The following is a 15,517-nucleotide window of genomic DNA, read 5'->3' as shown; positions in this document are numbered from 1 at the left end:
CATGTCGGATACCCAGACGCCCGCGCCCCTGAGCCGGGAAGACGTGGAGGCCCTGCTCCTGCGCGGCCCGTTCCACCAGTGGCTCGGCCTGTCCGTCGTCTCGGTCGGCGCGGGCACGATCGAGCTGAAGGCGACGTGGCGTCCCGAATGGGTCGTCAACGCCGAGCGCGGCTACGTCCATGGCGGCATCCTGGCGACCCTGGTCGACCTGACCGCCGACTGGGCGCTTGTGTCCAAGACCGGCCGCGGCGTGCCGACCGTGGACCTGCGCGTCGATTATCACCGCCCGGCGATGCAGGGCGACCTGACCTGCCGGGGCAATGTGGTGAAGTTCGGCGGCCAGCTCTCGGTGGCCGAGGCGCAGATCCTCGATTCCGAGGGCCGGCTGCTCGCCAGCGGCCGCGGCGTCTACATGACCGCGCCGCCGAAATGAGCGACGCCGCGGGGAGGGCGGTCCGGCCGGGTCCCGCCCTCGACCACGTGGTGATCAACGTCCTCCGCCGCATGGATGCGGCGGCGGCCCTGTTCACCGAGCTCGGCTTCCAGCTGACGCCGCGCGGGCGCCATTCGCTCGGGTCCATCAACCACCTGATGATGACGCCCGGCGCCTATCTGGAGCTGGTCGGCGTGCCCGAGGACGGTCCGCAGCGCCAGGACGTGCTCGACAGCCCGTTCGGGCTGAACGGTCTCGTCGTGGCGAGCGCCGACGCGGACGAGACCTTCGCGCGCCTCTCGGCGGCCGGCCTGCCGGTCGGGCCGCCGGCGGCGTTCTCGCGGCCGGTCACCCTGGGGGACAGGACCGAGGAGGCCCGGTTCCGGACCGTACGCCTGCCGACGTCGCTGTTTCCGGCCGGCCGGATCTACCATTGCCAGCACCTGACCCCGGACCTGGTCTGGCGGGAGCCCTGGTTCGCACACCCGAACGGGTTCTGCGGAATCGGCGGTTTTGCCGTGGCAAGCCCGGAGCCCGATGTTGAAGCGCCGCGCTACGCCGCCGCCTGCGGCGCGGCGGCCGAGCGGGACGGGGCGGCGTGGACCTTCCGTCTGGGCGAGACCCGCGTGACGATCGAGCCGGGCCCGGCGGCGCGCTTCGCCGGCCTCGAATTGCACTTCACCGACCTGACCGCGCTCGAGGCTCGGGCCCGCGCCGTACCGGACGCGGACTGGACCCGACTCTCCTCCGAGGAGGCTGAGCTGGCGCTGCCGGACTTCCAGCTCACGCTGCGCTGCAGGAGCGCCCGATGCGCCCGGTGACCAATCTCGGCGCCCTCGTCGACCGCGCCGGCGATCCCGACGCCCCCATGATCATCGGACTGCGTCCGGGCGCCGAGCCGACGATCCTGTCCCGCGCGGCGCTCGACGCGATGGCCGACGCCTTCGCCCGCGGGCTGCTCCGCGGCGGCCTGCGGCGGGGCGAGCGCATTGCGATCCTGTCGGCCAACCGGCCCGAGTCTGTCGCGCTCCTGCTCGGGGCGATGCGCGCCGGGATCGTCCCGACGCCCGTGAACCACAAGTTCCCCGCGGCCACGATCCGGAACGTGCTCGTCGATTGCGGCGCGCGCCTCGTCGTCTGCGATGCGCTGCGGCGCGCGCAGCTTCCCGCCGACCTGCCGCCGGATCTGCGCGTCGCCGCGTTCGATGCCGCGGGTGCGGACGGGATCGGGCCGTGGCTCGATCCGGGCCCGTTCGACCCGATCGACCCGCACCCGGACGAGATGGGCCTGCTCCTGTACACGTCCGGCTCGACCGGCCGTCCGAAGGGCGTGATGCTCTCGCATGCGAGCCACCTCTGGGTGGTGCGCACGCGCATGGCGGAGGACGACCTGCGGCAGGACCGCGTCCTGATCGCGGCGCCGCTCTACCACATGAACGCGCTGGCCCTGGCGCTCCTGGTCTGCGCGTCCGGCGCCACCATGGTGCTGCTGCCGCAATTCGAGGCTCGCGCCTATATCGAGGCCATCAGCCGGCACCGCTGCACGTGGCTCACCGCCGTGCCGCCGATGATCGCCATGATGCTGCGGGAGAGTGACGCGCTCGCGCAGGCCGATCTGACGAGCGTGCGCGCGGTGCGGATGGGCTCCGCCCCGGTCAACGACACCCTGGCGCACCAGATCCGGGCCCTCCTGCCCAATGCCCGCATCATCAACGCCTACGGCACCACCGAGGGCGGTCCGATCGTGTTCACGCAGCACCCGGACGGGCTGCCGACGCCGATCGCCTCCGTGGGCTATCCCCATCCGGGCGTCTCGGTGCGTCTCGTCGGTCCGAAGGCTCCGGAGACCGGGGTGCTGCAGATCCGCAGCCCGGCCCTCATGCTGGGCTACCACAACAGGCCGGAGACGCCGTCGCCGATCACCGCGGATGGCTACTACGACACCGGCGACATCTTCCGCCGGGATGAGCACGGCTTCCATACCGTCCTGGGCCGGACCGACGACATGTTCGTCTCCGGCGGCGAGAACATCTTCCCGGGCGAGGTCGAACTCGTCATCGAGAGCCACCCGGACGTGCTGCAGGCCTGCGTGGTCCCGGTCGAGGACGCGATCAAGGGCACCAAGCCGGTGGCCTTCGTCGTGCTGCGCCCGGGCGCTGCGGCCGACGAGGCCGCGATCAAGCAGCACGTCCTCGCCAACGCCCCGGCCTATCAGCATCCCCGGCGGGTCTGGTTCCTCGATGCGATGCTGCTCGCCTCGACCAACAAGATCGACCGGAACGGATTGCGGCAGCGGGCGGCGGCGGCGGTTCGGGCCGTGTGAGCCAGGCCGCGTCAGCCGTCGCGCCGATCACGTCCGTCGGGCGCACGGGATGAATCGTACGCTGCAGATCATCCATTTGCAGGATCGAGATTCTGCCCGCGTCGTCCATTGACAGGAACGCGACAGCAAGATCGCAACCAACACTTCCTGACCGGTCCGCCATCGGACGATGACTGTGAACGGCACCCATCCGAAGACAGCCGTCGAATATTGCAATCAATGCGCTAGAATAGTACGTTTTGGCGCGTCAATAGAGATCATCGAACCGGTTAGGATTTTGGTCTGCGCCATTGCGGGTCTGTCCTGGAGGTTTCCCGCATGCTCAGGGATGCGTCATCTCATTCTGCGGCAAGTACACGCCGGCTCTGCGCGATCATGAGCGCCGATATAGCCGGATACAGCCGCATGATGGGACATGACGAGGAGGGAACACATGCGCGGATGAGCCGGTATCGACGGGACATCGTCGAGCCGACCGTTCTGGAGCACAGCGGCACGATCATCAAACACATGGGCGACGGATTTCTGGCCGTCTTCGACAGCCCGCTCGAAGCGACGCGCTGCGCGATCGTCATTCAACAAACCATTGCCGCCCGCAACGCCGCGGTATCGGACAAATCCAGCTGGCTGCAGTATCGCATCGGCATCAATCTTGGCGATATCATATGCGAAGAGCACGATGTCTTCGGTGACGGCGTGAACGTCGCCGCGCGCCTGCAGACCGCAGCAAGACCCGGCGACGTCAACATCTCGGGCGGCGTCTACGAGCAGATCAAGAACAAGCTCGTCTGTGGTTACCAATCTCTCGGTGATGAGCGCCTGAAGAATATTACCGATCCCGTCCGGATCTACCGCGTCCTGCCCGATCCGTCGGCCGTCATCCGCGCCGAGCACGGGGTCAAGCGCGCTGTCCGCACGCTCCTTCCGATCGTCGGCGCCTGCGGGGCGACCTTTGCCATCGGCGTCTGGTTCGCCGCCCACAAGACGACGGACCGCCCTGAGCCGGTCGGCATCGTCATCGGCCCCGGCGAGGTGCCCGCGCCTGAGGCCGCTCCACGGCGTGGGACCAGCACGGCCCAGGTTCCGATACCCGCCCCCGTGATCGACACGGCGAAACCCGAGATGGCCGCCGCAGCCCCGCCCGCGCCCAGTCCCGAACCCGTGCCGGTCGCGTTCGCCGTACCGCCGCCGCCGGCCCAGAAACCGGAGCCGCCCGCGCCGTCCGGTGCGTTGAAGGACTGCGCAGACTGCCCCGAGATGCTCAAGCTGACCGGCGGGGTCTTCCGGATGGGGGGCTCGTCGGATGCGTCCGAGAAGCCGGTGCATCAGGTCGTCATCGCGCCGTTCGCGCTCAGCCGCCTGCCAGTCACGAAGGCGCAGTGGCAGGCCTGTGTCCGCGCGGGTGCCTGCACATACCGGCCGGACGGCCCCGACGACCTGCCGGTGCGCAACGTGAGCTGGAACGACGCCCAGCAATACGTGGCGTGGCTGTCGAAGCTGACGTCCAAGCCGTACCGCCTGCCGAGCGAGGCCGAGTGGGAATATGCGGCGCGGGCCGGGACGGCAACCGCCTACTGGTGGGGCGCACAGATGGTGCCCGGCTTCGCCAACTGTAAGGGTTGCGGCACGCCGCACGACCTGGAGAAGCCGATTCAGATCGGCCTGCTGCCGCCGAATGCCTTCGGGTTGCAGGGCATGGGCGGGGGCGTCGCGGAATGGGTCCAGGATTGCTGGCACAGTAATTACCAGGGTGCCCCGCGCGTCGGCGCCTGGACCTCCCCGAAGTGCCGCGAGCACGTCCTGCGCGGCGGATCCTGGTTGAGCGAGCCTGCCGATATTCAAGTCAGCAGTCGCGAACACTACGACACCAACGTCCGGTACCCGGCGCACGGGTTCCGGGTCGCTCTGGGCGAGTGAGGAGGCGGGCAGTGAGGACGACACTCCATGGTGCATGCCTGATCGGCATTGTTCTGGCCTCGACACCCTGCTCGGCCCAGACCCCCGCGCCGGAGGATGCGGAACTCTACTTCATCTCACCGCGCGACGGCGCGAAGCTCAGAGGCCCGATCACGGTCCGCTTCGGCCTGAAGCATATGGGCGTGACCCACGCGGGCGACACGACGCCCAATATGGGCCACCATCATCTTCTGGTTGATGTCACGGAGCCGACCAGCCCAACCGAGCCGCTTCCGTCGAACAAGCGGTACCTCCATTTCGGATCCGGCCAGACCGAAACTCAGGTGGATCTTCCGCCGGGACCGCACACGCTGCAATTGGTCTTGGGAGATGCCAACCACAAACCCTTCAAACCGCTGGTCGCGTCGAAGACCATTCACATCAGGGTTCTGCGGCCGAATACGAACACCGCAACGAAAAATTAGAGCCCAAGTCAGAGTTTGCGATCCCGGCAGACCGGCTTTCGTCGGGATGGCCGCGCGCCAACAGACAGATCAAGCTATTCCAAGCGCGGCGCCGGGCCACAGACCGGGTTTCTGACTTCTCCATCCCAGGACGGGTGGTGCTTCAGGCCATGATGAAAGCGGCTCACGGTGGAGACCACGTCTCCTGGATGCAGCCCTATGTCTTCAAGGCATCGGCAATCGAGCCGGCACAGATCGCGGCCGCAGGCTTTGGTAGCGAACAGAGAGCGTAGGGAAACGGCTATGTGACTCAGCATCGGTGCCTCCCCATCCAGCCAGGGGAGAACGATGCCCCGTCGCGGCCCCGCAAGTCGGTGCTGATCCGCACGTCCGGCACGGACGTTTGTGCGTCGGCGTCGTCAATGATCCGCGGTCGATCAATCGATGTCGTGATCTTCTGAAGCGCTCGAGCACCTGGCCTGCGGACGTCGGACGGCGAGCAGCGATCACGCGTTTATCTTGGCCGTCTGTCTTGCAGCACCGGCCGCGACGTGCCCGCCCAGTGGAACTGGCGCTGTCTGAGACCGTCCCGGTGGCCCTCAACGCGCGCGCGACGGCGCGCTCCGGGCCGAGAGACGCAGGCGCTGGCCGCCAGGCCCAGCCAGCATCGATTTCCACCAGCGGCGAATAGCCGTGCCGTACACGCGATCGTCCGGCTCGGGCGGTTCGGCCGCATGGTCGTCCGGCCTCGTCGGAGATGATGCCATGGGGCGCTCCGGATACGGGCCGCGGGAAGCCCGGTGCTACACGCCGAGGCTTTCAGGCTGCTCTGTGCAGGTGAACACGACGTCCCCGGTTCGCTCGCAGGTCACGCTCACGGAGGTCGCGCCACTCTGGTCGCGCTGAAGCGGCAGCTGTGCCCTGGCATGGGCAATGGCGGCTTCGAGGTCGCAGGGCCACAGCTTTGTGGCGCTGACCCGTTTTCCCTTTCGGAAGGTGATCTTGTAGGCCATCGTCTCCTCCATTTTGGCGGAGGATACACCTTCCGTCGAAGAGGACACGCCCGCGGTGGGCATGGCAACGATGCGCCGTCGGCGGGGAGCGCAGACCCGGCGGTATTGGCGTTGCGGGCTTTGAAATCCGCCCGCAACGCGTTCGATCATGGCCTGTCTTACCGGGTCGGCACCGCTGTGGCGACGACCCGCGGGGTGGCCGGGGCGGTCGGAACGAGACGCGGCGTCGTGGTCAGCTCGGAAGCCGGGCGCAGGGTGGCCGTCGAACGGGCCTGCGCCCGATAGAGCGGCGGTGTCAGGCTGATGGTCTCGTCAGCCAGCGCAGGACCGACCAGCGAACCAGCAGCGAGGGTGGCGAGAACGAAGGAGCGAAGGGTCATGATGTGCAATCCTCTCGATGGCCGGTCTCACCCGGCGTCGAGGCGTTATCTACGCTGCACAGCAACATGATCCAAACAGATGCGATCGATAATCCATATCGATGACGTCAATGATCGTCAGCGTCGGAAGACGCACGGAGCGAACGCCATGCGGGACGGACGGGGGCTCCGCGGTGTTTGCACGTTATGCGCACGATTCTCGTCGGTCTCATCGTCTTGGTCCGGTTCGGTCCGGACATCGTCTACGCGGCAAGCCTGTCGATGACACCGGCGCCCTCTTCAGTCAGGGCCACCGCGCCGGACGAGCTCATTAGCCCGCCCGCTTCCGTCCTGGTTCGCCCGGCCCATTGACCTGAGCCCGCCGCTCCCGCGGCAGGATCGACGGCGAGCGCCGTGACCGGGCGGGTTAATGCAAAATTAATTTCCGACCCGGAGAGTCTTGCGCACAGTCGCCGGGCTTTACGCTCACGAAAATCGGATACCTGAATCTGATCTTCTCTCGCGAATGGAGGCCGAATATTGCTGATTGCGGCCCTCCTTTTCGCGCTGGGCATGGCCGAAGGCTGGAATTACCGGGCGACGGCCCTGATGGCGAGTTCGATGCTCGTCAGCCTGGGCTGGCTGGCCCTCTGGGCGTTCGTCTGGACGACGCTCGATATCGAGAAGATCCTGCTGCTGTTCGCCGACCTCGCCGCGCACCAGGCCGGCTACCTCGTCGGCGCCTATTGGAACGGCGCGACCGACGAGGATCGCTGAGCACTGGGCCCCCGGCGCCTTTCCGCCCGGCCGCGCATCAGTGATGCATCGGCTGGGTCATCGGCGGCTGGGGTGTCGCCGAGTGCGGCATGGCCGATTGGGGCATGGCCGGCATCATGTTGGAATTCATGTTGCTCATGATCCAGACCGAGCCGCCGACCACCAGCACCACGAACAGCACGCCGAAGGCCAGCGACATGACGTTGTTGGTGTTGTCCGGCCCCGTGGTGATGTGGAGGAAGAACACGAGGTGCACGCCCATCTGGGCGATAGCGAAGACCAGGATCGCCACCGGCACGGCCGGCGCCCAGACGAATTTGGCGTGCACGATCGCGAAGGAGCAGATCGTCAGGAGCGTCGCCAGGGCGAGGCCGATCAGATAGCCTCGGACACCCTTGCCGATATCCTCTTCGCCGTATTCCTCGCCCGGAGCGAGGTCGGCCTGGTGCCGGTCGAGACCGTCCGCGCCGGCGTGATCCGCGTGGCTCATGTGATCGACCCCATCAGGTAGACGATGCTGAAGACCCCGACCCAGACGATGTCGAGGGCGTGCCAGAACAGGGCGAAGCACAGGGTCCGCCGCACGATGTCGGACCGGAACCCCTTGGCCAGCACCTGGGCCATCATGGTCAGCAGCCACAGAAGGCCGATCGTGACGTGCAGCCCGTGGCAGCCCACCAGCGTGAAGAAGCTCGACAGGAAGGCGCTGCGCGACGGGACGATGCCCCGACTGACGAGGTCGTAGAACTCCATCACCTCCAGGGCGACGAAGCCCGCGCCCAGGAGGAAGGTCACCGCCATCGCCACCTGGAAATACATCATCCGGCGGGCGCCCAGCGCGAGACTCGCCATGCCGCAGGCGAAGCTCGACAGGAGCAACAGTCCCGTCTCGAGGGCGGTGTTGGTGAGGTCGAAAATCTCAGGGCCCGTCGGCCCGTCCGAGACGCCGCCCTGCAGCACCGCGTAGCTCGCGAAGAACGACGCGAACATCACGATGTCGCTGAGGATGAAGATCCAAAACCCGTAGGCGACGACGATGCGCTTCGGCGAGGGACCGCCGGTCCCGCGGCCGGTGGCCCGGGACTCGCCGTGCCCGCCCGGACCGTGACCGAGGTGGTTGGGATCGCCGCGGAACGCGGTGACCGAGCCGGGGGCAGCGGTGCTGGTCATGCCGCCCTCCGCTGCCCGACGCCCTGGAGCGCCTCAAGCCGGGTCGCGCGGTTCGCGCGGTTGACCTTCGCCACCTCGGAGGCCGGGATCTCGTACTCGACCGTGTCGCGCCACGCGAAGACCACGAAGGTCAGGAAGGCGCCGACGAGGCCGGCGGCGGCGAGCCACCAGATGTACCAGATCATCGCGAAGCCGATCAGCGTCGCGAAGAAGGCGCAGATGAAGCCGGTCGGGCTGTTGAGCGGCATCTCGATCGGCTCGTAGGTCGGCTCGTCGCGCAGGCGCAGCTGCTCGCGGGCGCGGCTCTTGATCGCCCAGTACGCCTCCTCGCCGTGGACCTCCGGCAGGGCCGCGAAGTTGAAGACCGGGGGCGGCGAGGCGGTCGCCCATTCCAGCGAGCGGCCGTCCCAGGGGTCGCCGGTGACGTCGCGCAGTTCCTCGCGGCGGCGGATCGAGACCACGAGCTGGATCACTTGGCAGACGACGCCCGCGATCATCACCACGGCGCCGAAGGCCGAGACCAGGATCCAGGGCCGCCAGTCGGCCACGTCGTAGTGCTGCATCCGGCGCGTCATGCCGAGGAGCCCCAGCCAGTAGAACGCCCCGAAGACGATGACGAAGCCCGTGATGCCGAACCAGAAAGCGGCCTTGCCCCACCACTCGTCGAGCCGGAAGCCGAAGGCCTTCGGGAACCAATAGGTGTAGCCGGCGAACGCCGCGAACAGCACGGCCGAGACCATGACGTTGTGGAAGTGGGCCACCAGGAACATGCTGTTGTGGAGCACGAAGTCGGCCGGCGGGATCGCGAGCAGCACGCCGGTGGCGCCGCCGACCACGAAGGTCACCATGAAGCCCAGCGACCACAGCATCGCGGTGGTGAGCCGGACCCGGCCGCCATACATGGTGAACAGCCAGTCGAAGATCTTCACGCCGGTGGGCACCGCGATGATCATCGACGTGATGGCGAAGACGCCGTTGACGTCGCCGCCCGGGCCCATGGTGAAGAAGTGGTGCAGCCACACCGTGAACGAGAGCAGGCAGATCGACATCGTCGCCAGCACCATCGACCGGTAGGCGAAGAGCGGCTTGCCGGAGAAGGTCGAGATCACTTCCGAGAACACCCCGTAGGCCGGCAGCGCCAGGATGTAGACCTCCGGGTGCCCCCAGGCCCAGAACAGGTTCATGAACATCATCGAATTCCCGCCGTGGGAATCCGTGAAGAAGTGGAAGCCGAGATAGCGGTCGAGCGACAGCATCGCGAGCGTCGCGGTCAGGATCGGGAAGGCCGCGACGATCAGCAGGCTGGAGGCCAGCGCGGTCCAGCAGAACATCGGCATGCGCAGGTAGCTCATGCCGGGGGCGCGCATCTTCAGGATGGTCGCGACGAAGTTCACCCCGGTCATCAGCGTGCCGACGCCGGAGATCTGGATCGCCCAGAGATAGTAATCGACGCCGACACCGGGCGAGTAGGTGATCTCGCTGAGCGGCGGCGCCGGCCACCAGCCGGTGCGGGCGAACTCGCCCACAACCAGCGAGACGTTGACCAGCAGCGCCCCCGAGGCGGTGAGCCAGAAGCTGACGGAGTTGAGCGTCGGGAACGCCACGTCGCGCACGCCGAGCTGGAGCGGCACCGCGAAGTTCATCAGCCCGATCATGAACGGCATCGCGCCGAAGAAGATCATGATCACGCCGTGGGCGGAGAAGATCTGGTCGTAGTGCTCGGGCGGGAGATAGCCGGCGGCCTTGTAGGCGAAGGCCTGCTGGGACCGCATCAGCAGCGCGTCCGAGAAGCCCCGGATCAGCATCACCAGCGCGAGGAGGCAGTACATGACGCCGATCCGCTTGTGATCGACGCTCGTGATCCACTCCCGCCAGAGATAGGGCAGGTGGCCGGCCAGCACGATCCAGGCGACGACCCCGAGGACGATGGCCACGACCACCGCCCCCGCGATCAGCGGGATCGGCTGGTGAAGCGGGATCGCTTCGAGGGTGAGCTTACCCAGCATGGAGTGATGTCCTCGGGTCTGGAACCGCTGCCGGTCGGGGAGGGGGCTCGGACAGGAGCCGCCCCTGATTAGGATCCGCCTTTGGGCCGCACGCCCTCGACGCCGCCCGCGGCCGGGCCCGGCCCCGGGGGGACCGTCTGCGCGACGATGCCGTCGAACAGGCCCGGCTCGACGGAGCCGAAGCTGCGCGGCGCATCGGCGATGCTCTGCTTGGCGACCTCCGCGTAGGCCGCCCGGTCGAGGGCCTTCCCCGAGCCCTTCGCGCCGTTGACCCAGTCGGCGAAGGCCGCGTCCGAGACCGAACGCACGGGGAAGTTCATGTCGGAGAAGCCGTCGCCGCTGAAATGCGTCGACAGGCCGTAGAGCTCACCCTCCTGGTCGGCCATGAGGTTGAGCCGCGTGACCATGCCCCGCATCGTGTAGATCATGCTGCCGAGCTTCGGCACGAAGAACGAATTCCAGACGCTGCTGGAGGTCAGCCGGAAATTGACCGGCGTGGCGGCCGGCACGACCAGCTCGTTGACGCTGGCCACGCCCTGATCGGGGTAGATGAACAGCCACTTCCAATCGAGCGAGACGACCTGCACCTCCAGGGGCTTCTTGTCGGAGGCGAGCGGCGTGGCCGGGTCGAGCTGATGCGCGCCGATCCACGCAATGCCGCCCAGGAACGCGATGGTCAGGAACGGCACCGACCAGACGACGAGCTCGATCCGCCCCGAGAAGGCCCAGTCGGGCCGGTAGAGCGCCTTCGGGTTGGATTCCCGGTACCAGAGCGCGAAGACCACCGTGGCGATCATCGTCGGCAGGATGATCGCCAGCATGATGACCGTGGCGATGATCAGGATGTTCGCCTCGGCCGATCCGACGGGACCTTTCCCGTCGAGGATGTTGTGCTGCTGGCACCCGGAGAGCAGGGGCAAGGCTGCGGCGAGAAGCACCGCGCGGAGTGGAAGGCCGGGACGACGGCGCATCGTGCCGGTCAGGCGGCCGGAGGGCGGACGGCGCGCGAACGCACGGGTCGAAGAGTGCTCATTCGAAGCCTCCGGTCGGTCTCTGCCCCGCTAGACCAATCCCGAAGTACATCAGCGGGTTTCGTCCTAAAATAACATCATTTGTCCTGCGGCGATGTTTTTTCGTAACATAGGTTGCCTCTGGCCCTTCCTGATCTTATCCCCGGTCAGGAATGCTTTCATGCGGCAAATACTAACATGAACGAAGGCAAGGCTGCCGGGAACGCGCGAACGTCGCGACCTGTCCGTCATCGCGTTCGTGCCGCATGCAGCCGTCCCGTCGCCCGGCCGAGAACCCGGCCCGATCCGCGAAGAGCGCCGCAGAAGGCGGCGTCTCGGGATGCCGCGCGTGACCGGGCAGGGCAGCGCGCTGCTGCTGGCGGCCTGCTTCACGTTCGGCTGCGCGGCGATCTACGAGATGCGCGCCGGAGCCCAGGTCCTGACCGGCATCCTGATCCGCGTGGCGCTCTGCCTCGGGCCCATCGTGGTCGTCGTCGCGCTCGCGCGCTGGCCCGGGGAGCCCGCAAGGCAACCGGCTCCTCCGACAAACGCGGCAGCCCTGCCGCTCGAGCGACGGCCGGTCCCGGTCGCCCGGGGAGCCGAGCGGCTGCCGGACGCTCAGCGGCCGAGATCGACCGGGATGCTGAGGTCGGCGACGCCCGCCCCGCCGAGCAGCGCGGCCGGCGGCGGAGCCAGCGGGCCGGCGCCCTGAACCGAGCCTGCGGCCTTGCCCTGCACAGCTCCCTGGACGGCGCGCAGCGCCCGCTGATCGAGGTCCGGCACGCCGGAACTCCGCTCGACCTCGATCCGCTGCAGTGACCCGTCCGCGGCGATCTCCACGTGAACCACCACGGTACCGGCGCGCCGGCCCGGCCGCGGCCGGGCGCCAGCGCGGTCCACGGCATCGATCCGCGTGACGAGGTCCGAGAGCCAGGCGCGCACCGTCGGGCCCTCAGCCCCGCGCGCCGGTGCGGCCCAGGGAACCAGAAGCAGACCGACCGCGACAATCCCCGGGGCGAGCATTCGTGACGGCATGGGGACGGCGCTCCGGGCGCGTGGCGACCGGCCCGACACGCGCCGGCCGGCCTCTCGCGCTCCCGGTTAGCCGGGTGCGCTCAGGAAACCGTTACCGCTTTCCGGCCCTTCGGCCCGGCCGCGGCCAGCATGACGTCGTCGCTGCCGACCTCCAGGCCGGTGTAGCCCAGCATCTCGGCGAGCTGTGTCCGAGCGCGCCAGACGCGGCTCTTCACCGTGCCGATCCGGCAGTTCATCACGGCCGCCGTCTCTTCGTAGGTGAGGTTCTCGATCGCCACGAGAACCAGGGCCTGCCGCATCAACGGCGCGAGGCGGTCGAGGGCGGTGCGCACGTCGCTCAGGTCCAGGTGGCCGCCCTGCTCGGGCAGCGACACCATCCGCTCGGCCTGCGTGCCGTCCTCGTCCTGCACCTCGCGGCCGCGCTTGCGGTGCTCGTTGTAGAACTGGTTGCGCATGATCGTGAACAGCCACGCCTCCAGGTTGGTGCCCGGAGCGAAGCTGGCGCGCGACCGCCACGCCCGCAGAAGCGTGTTTTGCAGGAGGTCGTCGGCCCCGACATGGTTGCGCAGCAGCGAGCGCGCGAAGCGCTGCAGGTTCGGCACCATGGCGAGCAGGGAGGTCTGAAACGCCTTCTCGCGACCGTCCTGCGCCTTGCCGAACGCGGCATCGAGCAGCGTCAGCAATTCGGCGAAGCGGTCCGCGATGGAAGGCTCGACCGAATCCTGCGCGTAGGTCGCCGCCAGAAGATGGCCGAGGTGATACTGCACGCTGTCGGGGAGCCGGGGCGCCTGCGTGTCGATTGTATCACCGTCGAGCGAGAGTTCGAGCATGACAGCCGATCACCTGAGAGGGATGAAAGAGCGGGTTCGGTTATTAATCCCCAGGCACCGGCATGTTGCCGCAACATAGATCAGCGGATGGGCAGATCATAAGACTGATCTATGATACAAAGCATGATCAACGCGGCAGATATGCGGAGCGGGACAACGTCTTTGATGAGAGAATTTCCAATCCAAATCTGGCCGCCGCCACGCCGAGTCTGCGGCAACGCACGGAAGATCCTCGCGACTGCGAGATCCCAGCCGCGCCGCCGCCTTCACCTGGACCGCAGCTCAGGACGACACCCATGAACCGACTGACCGACCTCGAAGACGATCCGGCGTTCCAGCAGGCCGTCCTGGCCGTGCGCGGAGCGGCCAGCACGCTCAGCGGCCGAGCCGTGACCGTGGAGGAGGCCCGCTTCCTCGTCGGCATCGCGCTGACCACCTTCGCTCATGCCGGCGGCCTGAACGAGCCGAGCCGGAGCCGGCTGGCCCGCTTCTCCGAGACGGTCGGGCAGGGCGCGGTCGTCGAGACGCTCACGAAGCATTGAGCCCGAGCCGCCCGATGCCTAGCCGGCCTCCGCCATGGCGGCGCGCAGGACGCGCTCGAGGTCCGCCAGCACCGCCGCCCGATCCGCCGCGTGAAGCGCGAGATCGAGCCCGACCGTCACGTGCTGACCGATGATCAGGAGGCCGACTTCGCGCAGGGCGGCCGTGGCGGCCCGGATCTGCTGGATCTCGTCGAGACAGTGCCGATCCGCCTCGACCATCGCCCGCAGGCCGCGCACTTGGCCCTCGATCCGCCCCAGCCGCCGAACCAGCGGAGCGCGCTCCGCGTCGGTTCGGGCGAGGCAGACACGACCATCGATGACTGTGCCGCTTGTCACCGCCCTGCGACCCCCTGTTCCGACCCGGTGTCGGGCCCTGGGAAGGGACGGCGCTCCGGAGGATCGTCCGCCTCCGGAGCACCGCGCGCCGTCAGCCGATCTGCTGGGACTGAGCCCCGCTGTCGGGCCGTGCCGGACCGAGCACCGGCTCCTCGCCCATGGGCTGGTTCTGGACCACGCTGAACTCGCCCTTGCCGTCGAGGGACGGGCCCTGCGTCCAGCGGCCGGCCGGGGGCGGCGAGCCGTCCGCCGACGTCGAGAAGAAGTTGTAGTTGAACTTCTGGTTCTCCTCGCTCTGCGGGAAGGAGTTCGGGATCGGCAGCGTGCCCGCGTGCCCCCCGAGTTCCTCGATCACCGACAGCCATTGCTGCTGATGCATCGTGTCCCGGGCGATGAGGAAGCTCCACATGTCGCGCATGCCGGCATCGTTGGTGGCGTTGTAGAGCCGGACCGCCAGGATCCGTCCGGTCGCCTCGGCGGCGACGTTGCAGTACATGTCGGCCGCGATGTTGCCGCTGGCGTAGATGTGGCTCATGTCGAACGGCAGGCCGTCGGAATTGCCCGGGAAGGCCGCCATGCCGGTGGACAGCAGCGTCTTGTGCAGCATGCCTTCGGCGATGTGGCGCGGATTCTCCCCGCCCATCACGGCTCCGACGAGCGCGTCGGCGGCCCCGGCCTCCTGCACCTTGGTCGGCGCGGTCTCGAGGTTCATCGCGACGGCGGTCGCGAGCATCTCGATATGCCCGATCTCCTCGGTCGCGGTGTTGAGCAGCATGTCGCGGTACTTCGTGGTCGGAGCGCGGTTGCCCCAAGCCTGGAAGAAGTACTGGAAGCAGACCCGGATCTCGCCCTCGATCCCGCCGATCGCCTGCTGGAGCATGCGGGCATAGATCGGGTCCGGGCTGTCGACCTTGACCGGGTACTGAAGTCGCTTGTCGTGATAATACATGGTGTCTGTCCCTCGTGAGAGGCACGGCGCGCCCTAGCCCACCGCACGATCGGCCGCGGGCTCGGTACTCCCTGGGAGCATGAGCCTTCGCATCTTGACCAACCCGCCTTCAGGACCTCGGTTCGATGTTCCAACACATTTAGAACGATTAAGACGCCCGCGATCCGATTTTTCGCTGATTAATCAGGCTACAAGGCCCAAAAATATTTCCTGCCGCCGCGCTTGATCACCGAAATGCGGCACCAACACATGTTAACATGCCTCAACGCAGGTTAGTATTTTGCGGGAGCCGCGCCCTCACCACGCAGAAGCTTGACGGGCGGTCGATCGGGACGGCGGCGAAGACGCTCCCGGGCGGATCGACCCGCGCAATC

The 15,517-nt window shown here is 67.7% G+C and carries 17 protein-coding genes; 7 read left to right on the top strand and 10 right to left on the bottom strand.

Annotation, left to right across the window (positions count from 1 at the left end):
* Window position 1 precedes the first annotated feature (1 nt).
* The 5 genes from M6G65_RS11220 (at window position 2) to M6G65_RS11200 (ending at window position 5,137) form a co-directional block, all read left to right on the top strand.
* On the top strand, window positions 2-433 hold the full coding sequence (locus tag M6G65_RS11220; RefSeq protein WP_192708180.1) for a PaaI family thioesterase: 432 nt from the start codon (window positions 2-4) through the stop codon (window positions 431-433).
* Entirely contained in the window at window positions 430-1,254 is an 825-nt protein-coding gene (locus M6G65_RS11215) for a VOC family protein (RefSeq protein ID WP_238197007.1), read from the top strand. The genes M6G65_RS11220 and M6G65_RS11215 overlap by 4 nt, the downstream gene beginning before the upstream one ends.
* On the top strand, window positions 1,242-2,756 hold the full coding sequence (locus M6G65_RS11210; RefSeq protein WP_238197006.1) for a class I adenylate-forming enzyme family protein: 1,515 nt from the start codon (window positions 1,242-1,244) through the stop codon (window positions 2,754-2,756). Before M6G65_RS11215 ends, M6G65_RS11210 begins: the two co-directional genes overlap by 13 nt.
* A gap of 405 nt (window positions 2,757-3,161) precedes the next feature.
* Window positions 3,162-4,673, top strand: a complete 1,512-nt coding sequence (locus M6G65_RS11205) for an SUMF1/EgtB/PvdO family nonheme iron enzyme (protein WP_238197005.1) — start codon at window positions 3,162-3,164, stop codon at window positions 4,671-4,673.
* A gap of 38 nt (window positions 4,674-4,711) precedes the next feature.
* Window positions 4,712-5,137: a DUF4399 domain-containing protein gene (locus M6G65_RS11200; RefSeq protein ID WP_238197130.1), complete on the top strand. Its 426-nt coding sequence runs from the start codon at window positions 4,712-4,714 to the stop codon at window positions 5,135-5,137.
* Window positions 5,138-5,919: 782 nt separating this feature from the next.
* Here the strand turns inward: M6G65_RS11200 and M6G65_RS11195 are convergent.
* Complete coding sequence (locus M6G65_RS11195; RefSeq protein WP_238197004.1) at window positions 5,920-6,279, bottom strand: hypothetical protein; 360 nt, start codon at window positions 6,277-6,279, stop codon at window positions 5,920-5,922.
* An 8-nt stretch (window positions 6,280-6,287) separates the two neighbouring features.
* The gene (locus M6G65_RS11190; RefSeq protein ID WP_192708186.1) at window positions 6,288-6,509 is read right to left on the bottom strand and encodes a hypothetical protein; all 222 of its coding nucleotides are present in this window, start codon (window positions 6,507-6,509) and stop codon (window positions 6,288-6,290) included.
* 519 nt (window positions 6,510-7,028) lie between these two features.
* Between M6G65_RS11190 and M6G65_RS11185 the strand changes: the two genes are divergently transcribed.
* Window positions 7,029-7,265 (top strand): hypothetical protein, encoded by a 237-nt coding sequence (locus M6G65_RS11185; protein ID WP_192708187.1) that lies wholly within the window; start codon window positions 7,029-7,031, stop codon window positions 7,263-7,265.
* A 37-nt stretch (window positions 7,266-7,302) separates the two neighbouring features.
* Here M6G65_RS11185 and cyoD read toward each other — a convergent pair whose 3' ends face one another.
* From cyoD to M6G65_RS11155, 6 genes are all read right to left on the bottom strand, one after another.
* A complete protein-coding gene (cyoD, locus tag M6G65_RS11180) occupies window positions 7,303-7,755 on the bottom strand; it encodes a cytochrome o ubiquinol oxidase subunit IV (protein ID WP_238197003.1) in 453 nt (150 codons plus the stop codon).
* Window positions 7,752-8,435, bottom strand: coding sequence for a cytochrome (ubi)quinol oxidase subunit III (locus M6G65_RS11175; RefSeq protein WP_238197002.1), 684 nt, complete (start codon window positions 8,433-8,435; stop codon window positions 7,752-7,754). The genes cyoD and M6G65_RS11175 overlap by 4 nt, the downstream gene beginning before the upstream one ends.
* Window positions 8,432-10,441 carry a cbb3-type cytochrome c oxidase subunit I gene (locus M6G65_RS11170; RefSeq protein ID WP_238197001.1) on the bottom strand — a complete coding sequence of 670 codons (2,010 nt, stop codon included), beginning with the start codon at window positions 10,439-10,441 and terminating at the stop codon, window positions 8,432-8,434. The genes M6G65_RS11175 and M6G65_RS11170 overlap by 4 nt, the downstream gene beginning before the upstream one ends.
* 68 nt (window positions 10,442-10,509) lie before the next feature.
* Entirely contained in the window at window positions 10,510-11,412 is a 903-nt protein-coding gene (gene cyoA, locus M6G65_RS11165) for a ubiquinol oxidase subunit II (protein ID WP_192708191.1), read from the bottom strand.
* A gap of 657 nt (window positions 11,413-12,069) precedes the next feature.
* Entirely contained in the window at window positions 12,070-12,486 is a 417-nt protein-coding gene (locus M6G65_RS11160) for an energy transducer TonB (protein ID WP_238197000.1), read from the bottom strand.
* 80 nt (window positions 12,487-12,566) lie between these two features.
* Window positions 12,567-13,316 carry a sigma-70 family RNA polymerase sigma factor gene (locus tag M6G65_RS11155; RefSeq protein WP_238196999.1) on the bottom strand — a complete coding sequence of 250 codons (750 nt, stop codon included), beginning with the start codon at window positions 13,314-13,316 and terminating at the stop codon, window positions 12,567-12,569.
* A gap of 296 nt (window positions 13,317-13,612) precedes the next feature.
* Here M6G65_RS11155 and M6G65_RS11150 point away from each other — a divergent pair, with 296 nt between their 5' ends.
* Window positions 13,613-13,858, top strand: a complete 246-nt coding sequence (locus M6G65_RS11150; RefSeq protein ID WP_192708194.1) for a hypothetical protein — start codon at window positions 13,613-13,615, stop codon at window positions 13,856-13,858.
* Between the two features lie 18 nt (window positions 13,859-13,876).
* On the opposite strand, the gene M6G65_RS11145 is transcribed toward M6G65_RS11150, so the two are convergent.
* Both M6G65_RS11145 and M6G65_RS11140 read right to left on the bottom strand, forming a co-directional pair.
* The gene (locus M6G65_RS11145) at window positions 13,877-14,194 is read right to left on the bottom strand and encodes a metal-sensitive transcriptional regulator (protein ID WP_238196998.1); all 318 of its coding nucleotides are present in this window, start codon (window positions 14,192-14,194) and stop codon (window positions 13,877-13,879) included.
* Window positions 14,195-14,285: 91 nt separating this feature from the next.
* Complete coding sequence (locus tag M6G65_RS11140) at window positions 14,286-15,143, bottom strand: manganese catalase family protein (RefSeq protein ID WP_250103936.1); 858 nt, start codon at window positions 15,141-15,143, stop codon at window positions 14,286-14,288.
* Between the last annotated feature and the right edge of the window lie 374 nt (window positions 15,144-15,517).

Source organism: Methylobacterium tardum (assembly GCF_023546765.1).
GTDB classification, from domain to species: Bacteria; Pseudomonadota; Alphaproteobacteria; order Rhizobiales; family Beijerinckiaceae; genus Methylobacterium; species Methylobacterium tardum.
This window is presented reverse-complemented; position numbering and strand designations above follow the sequence as displayed.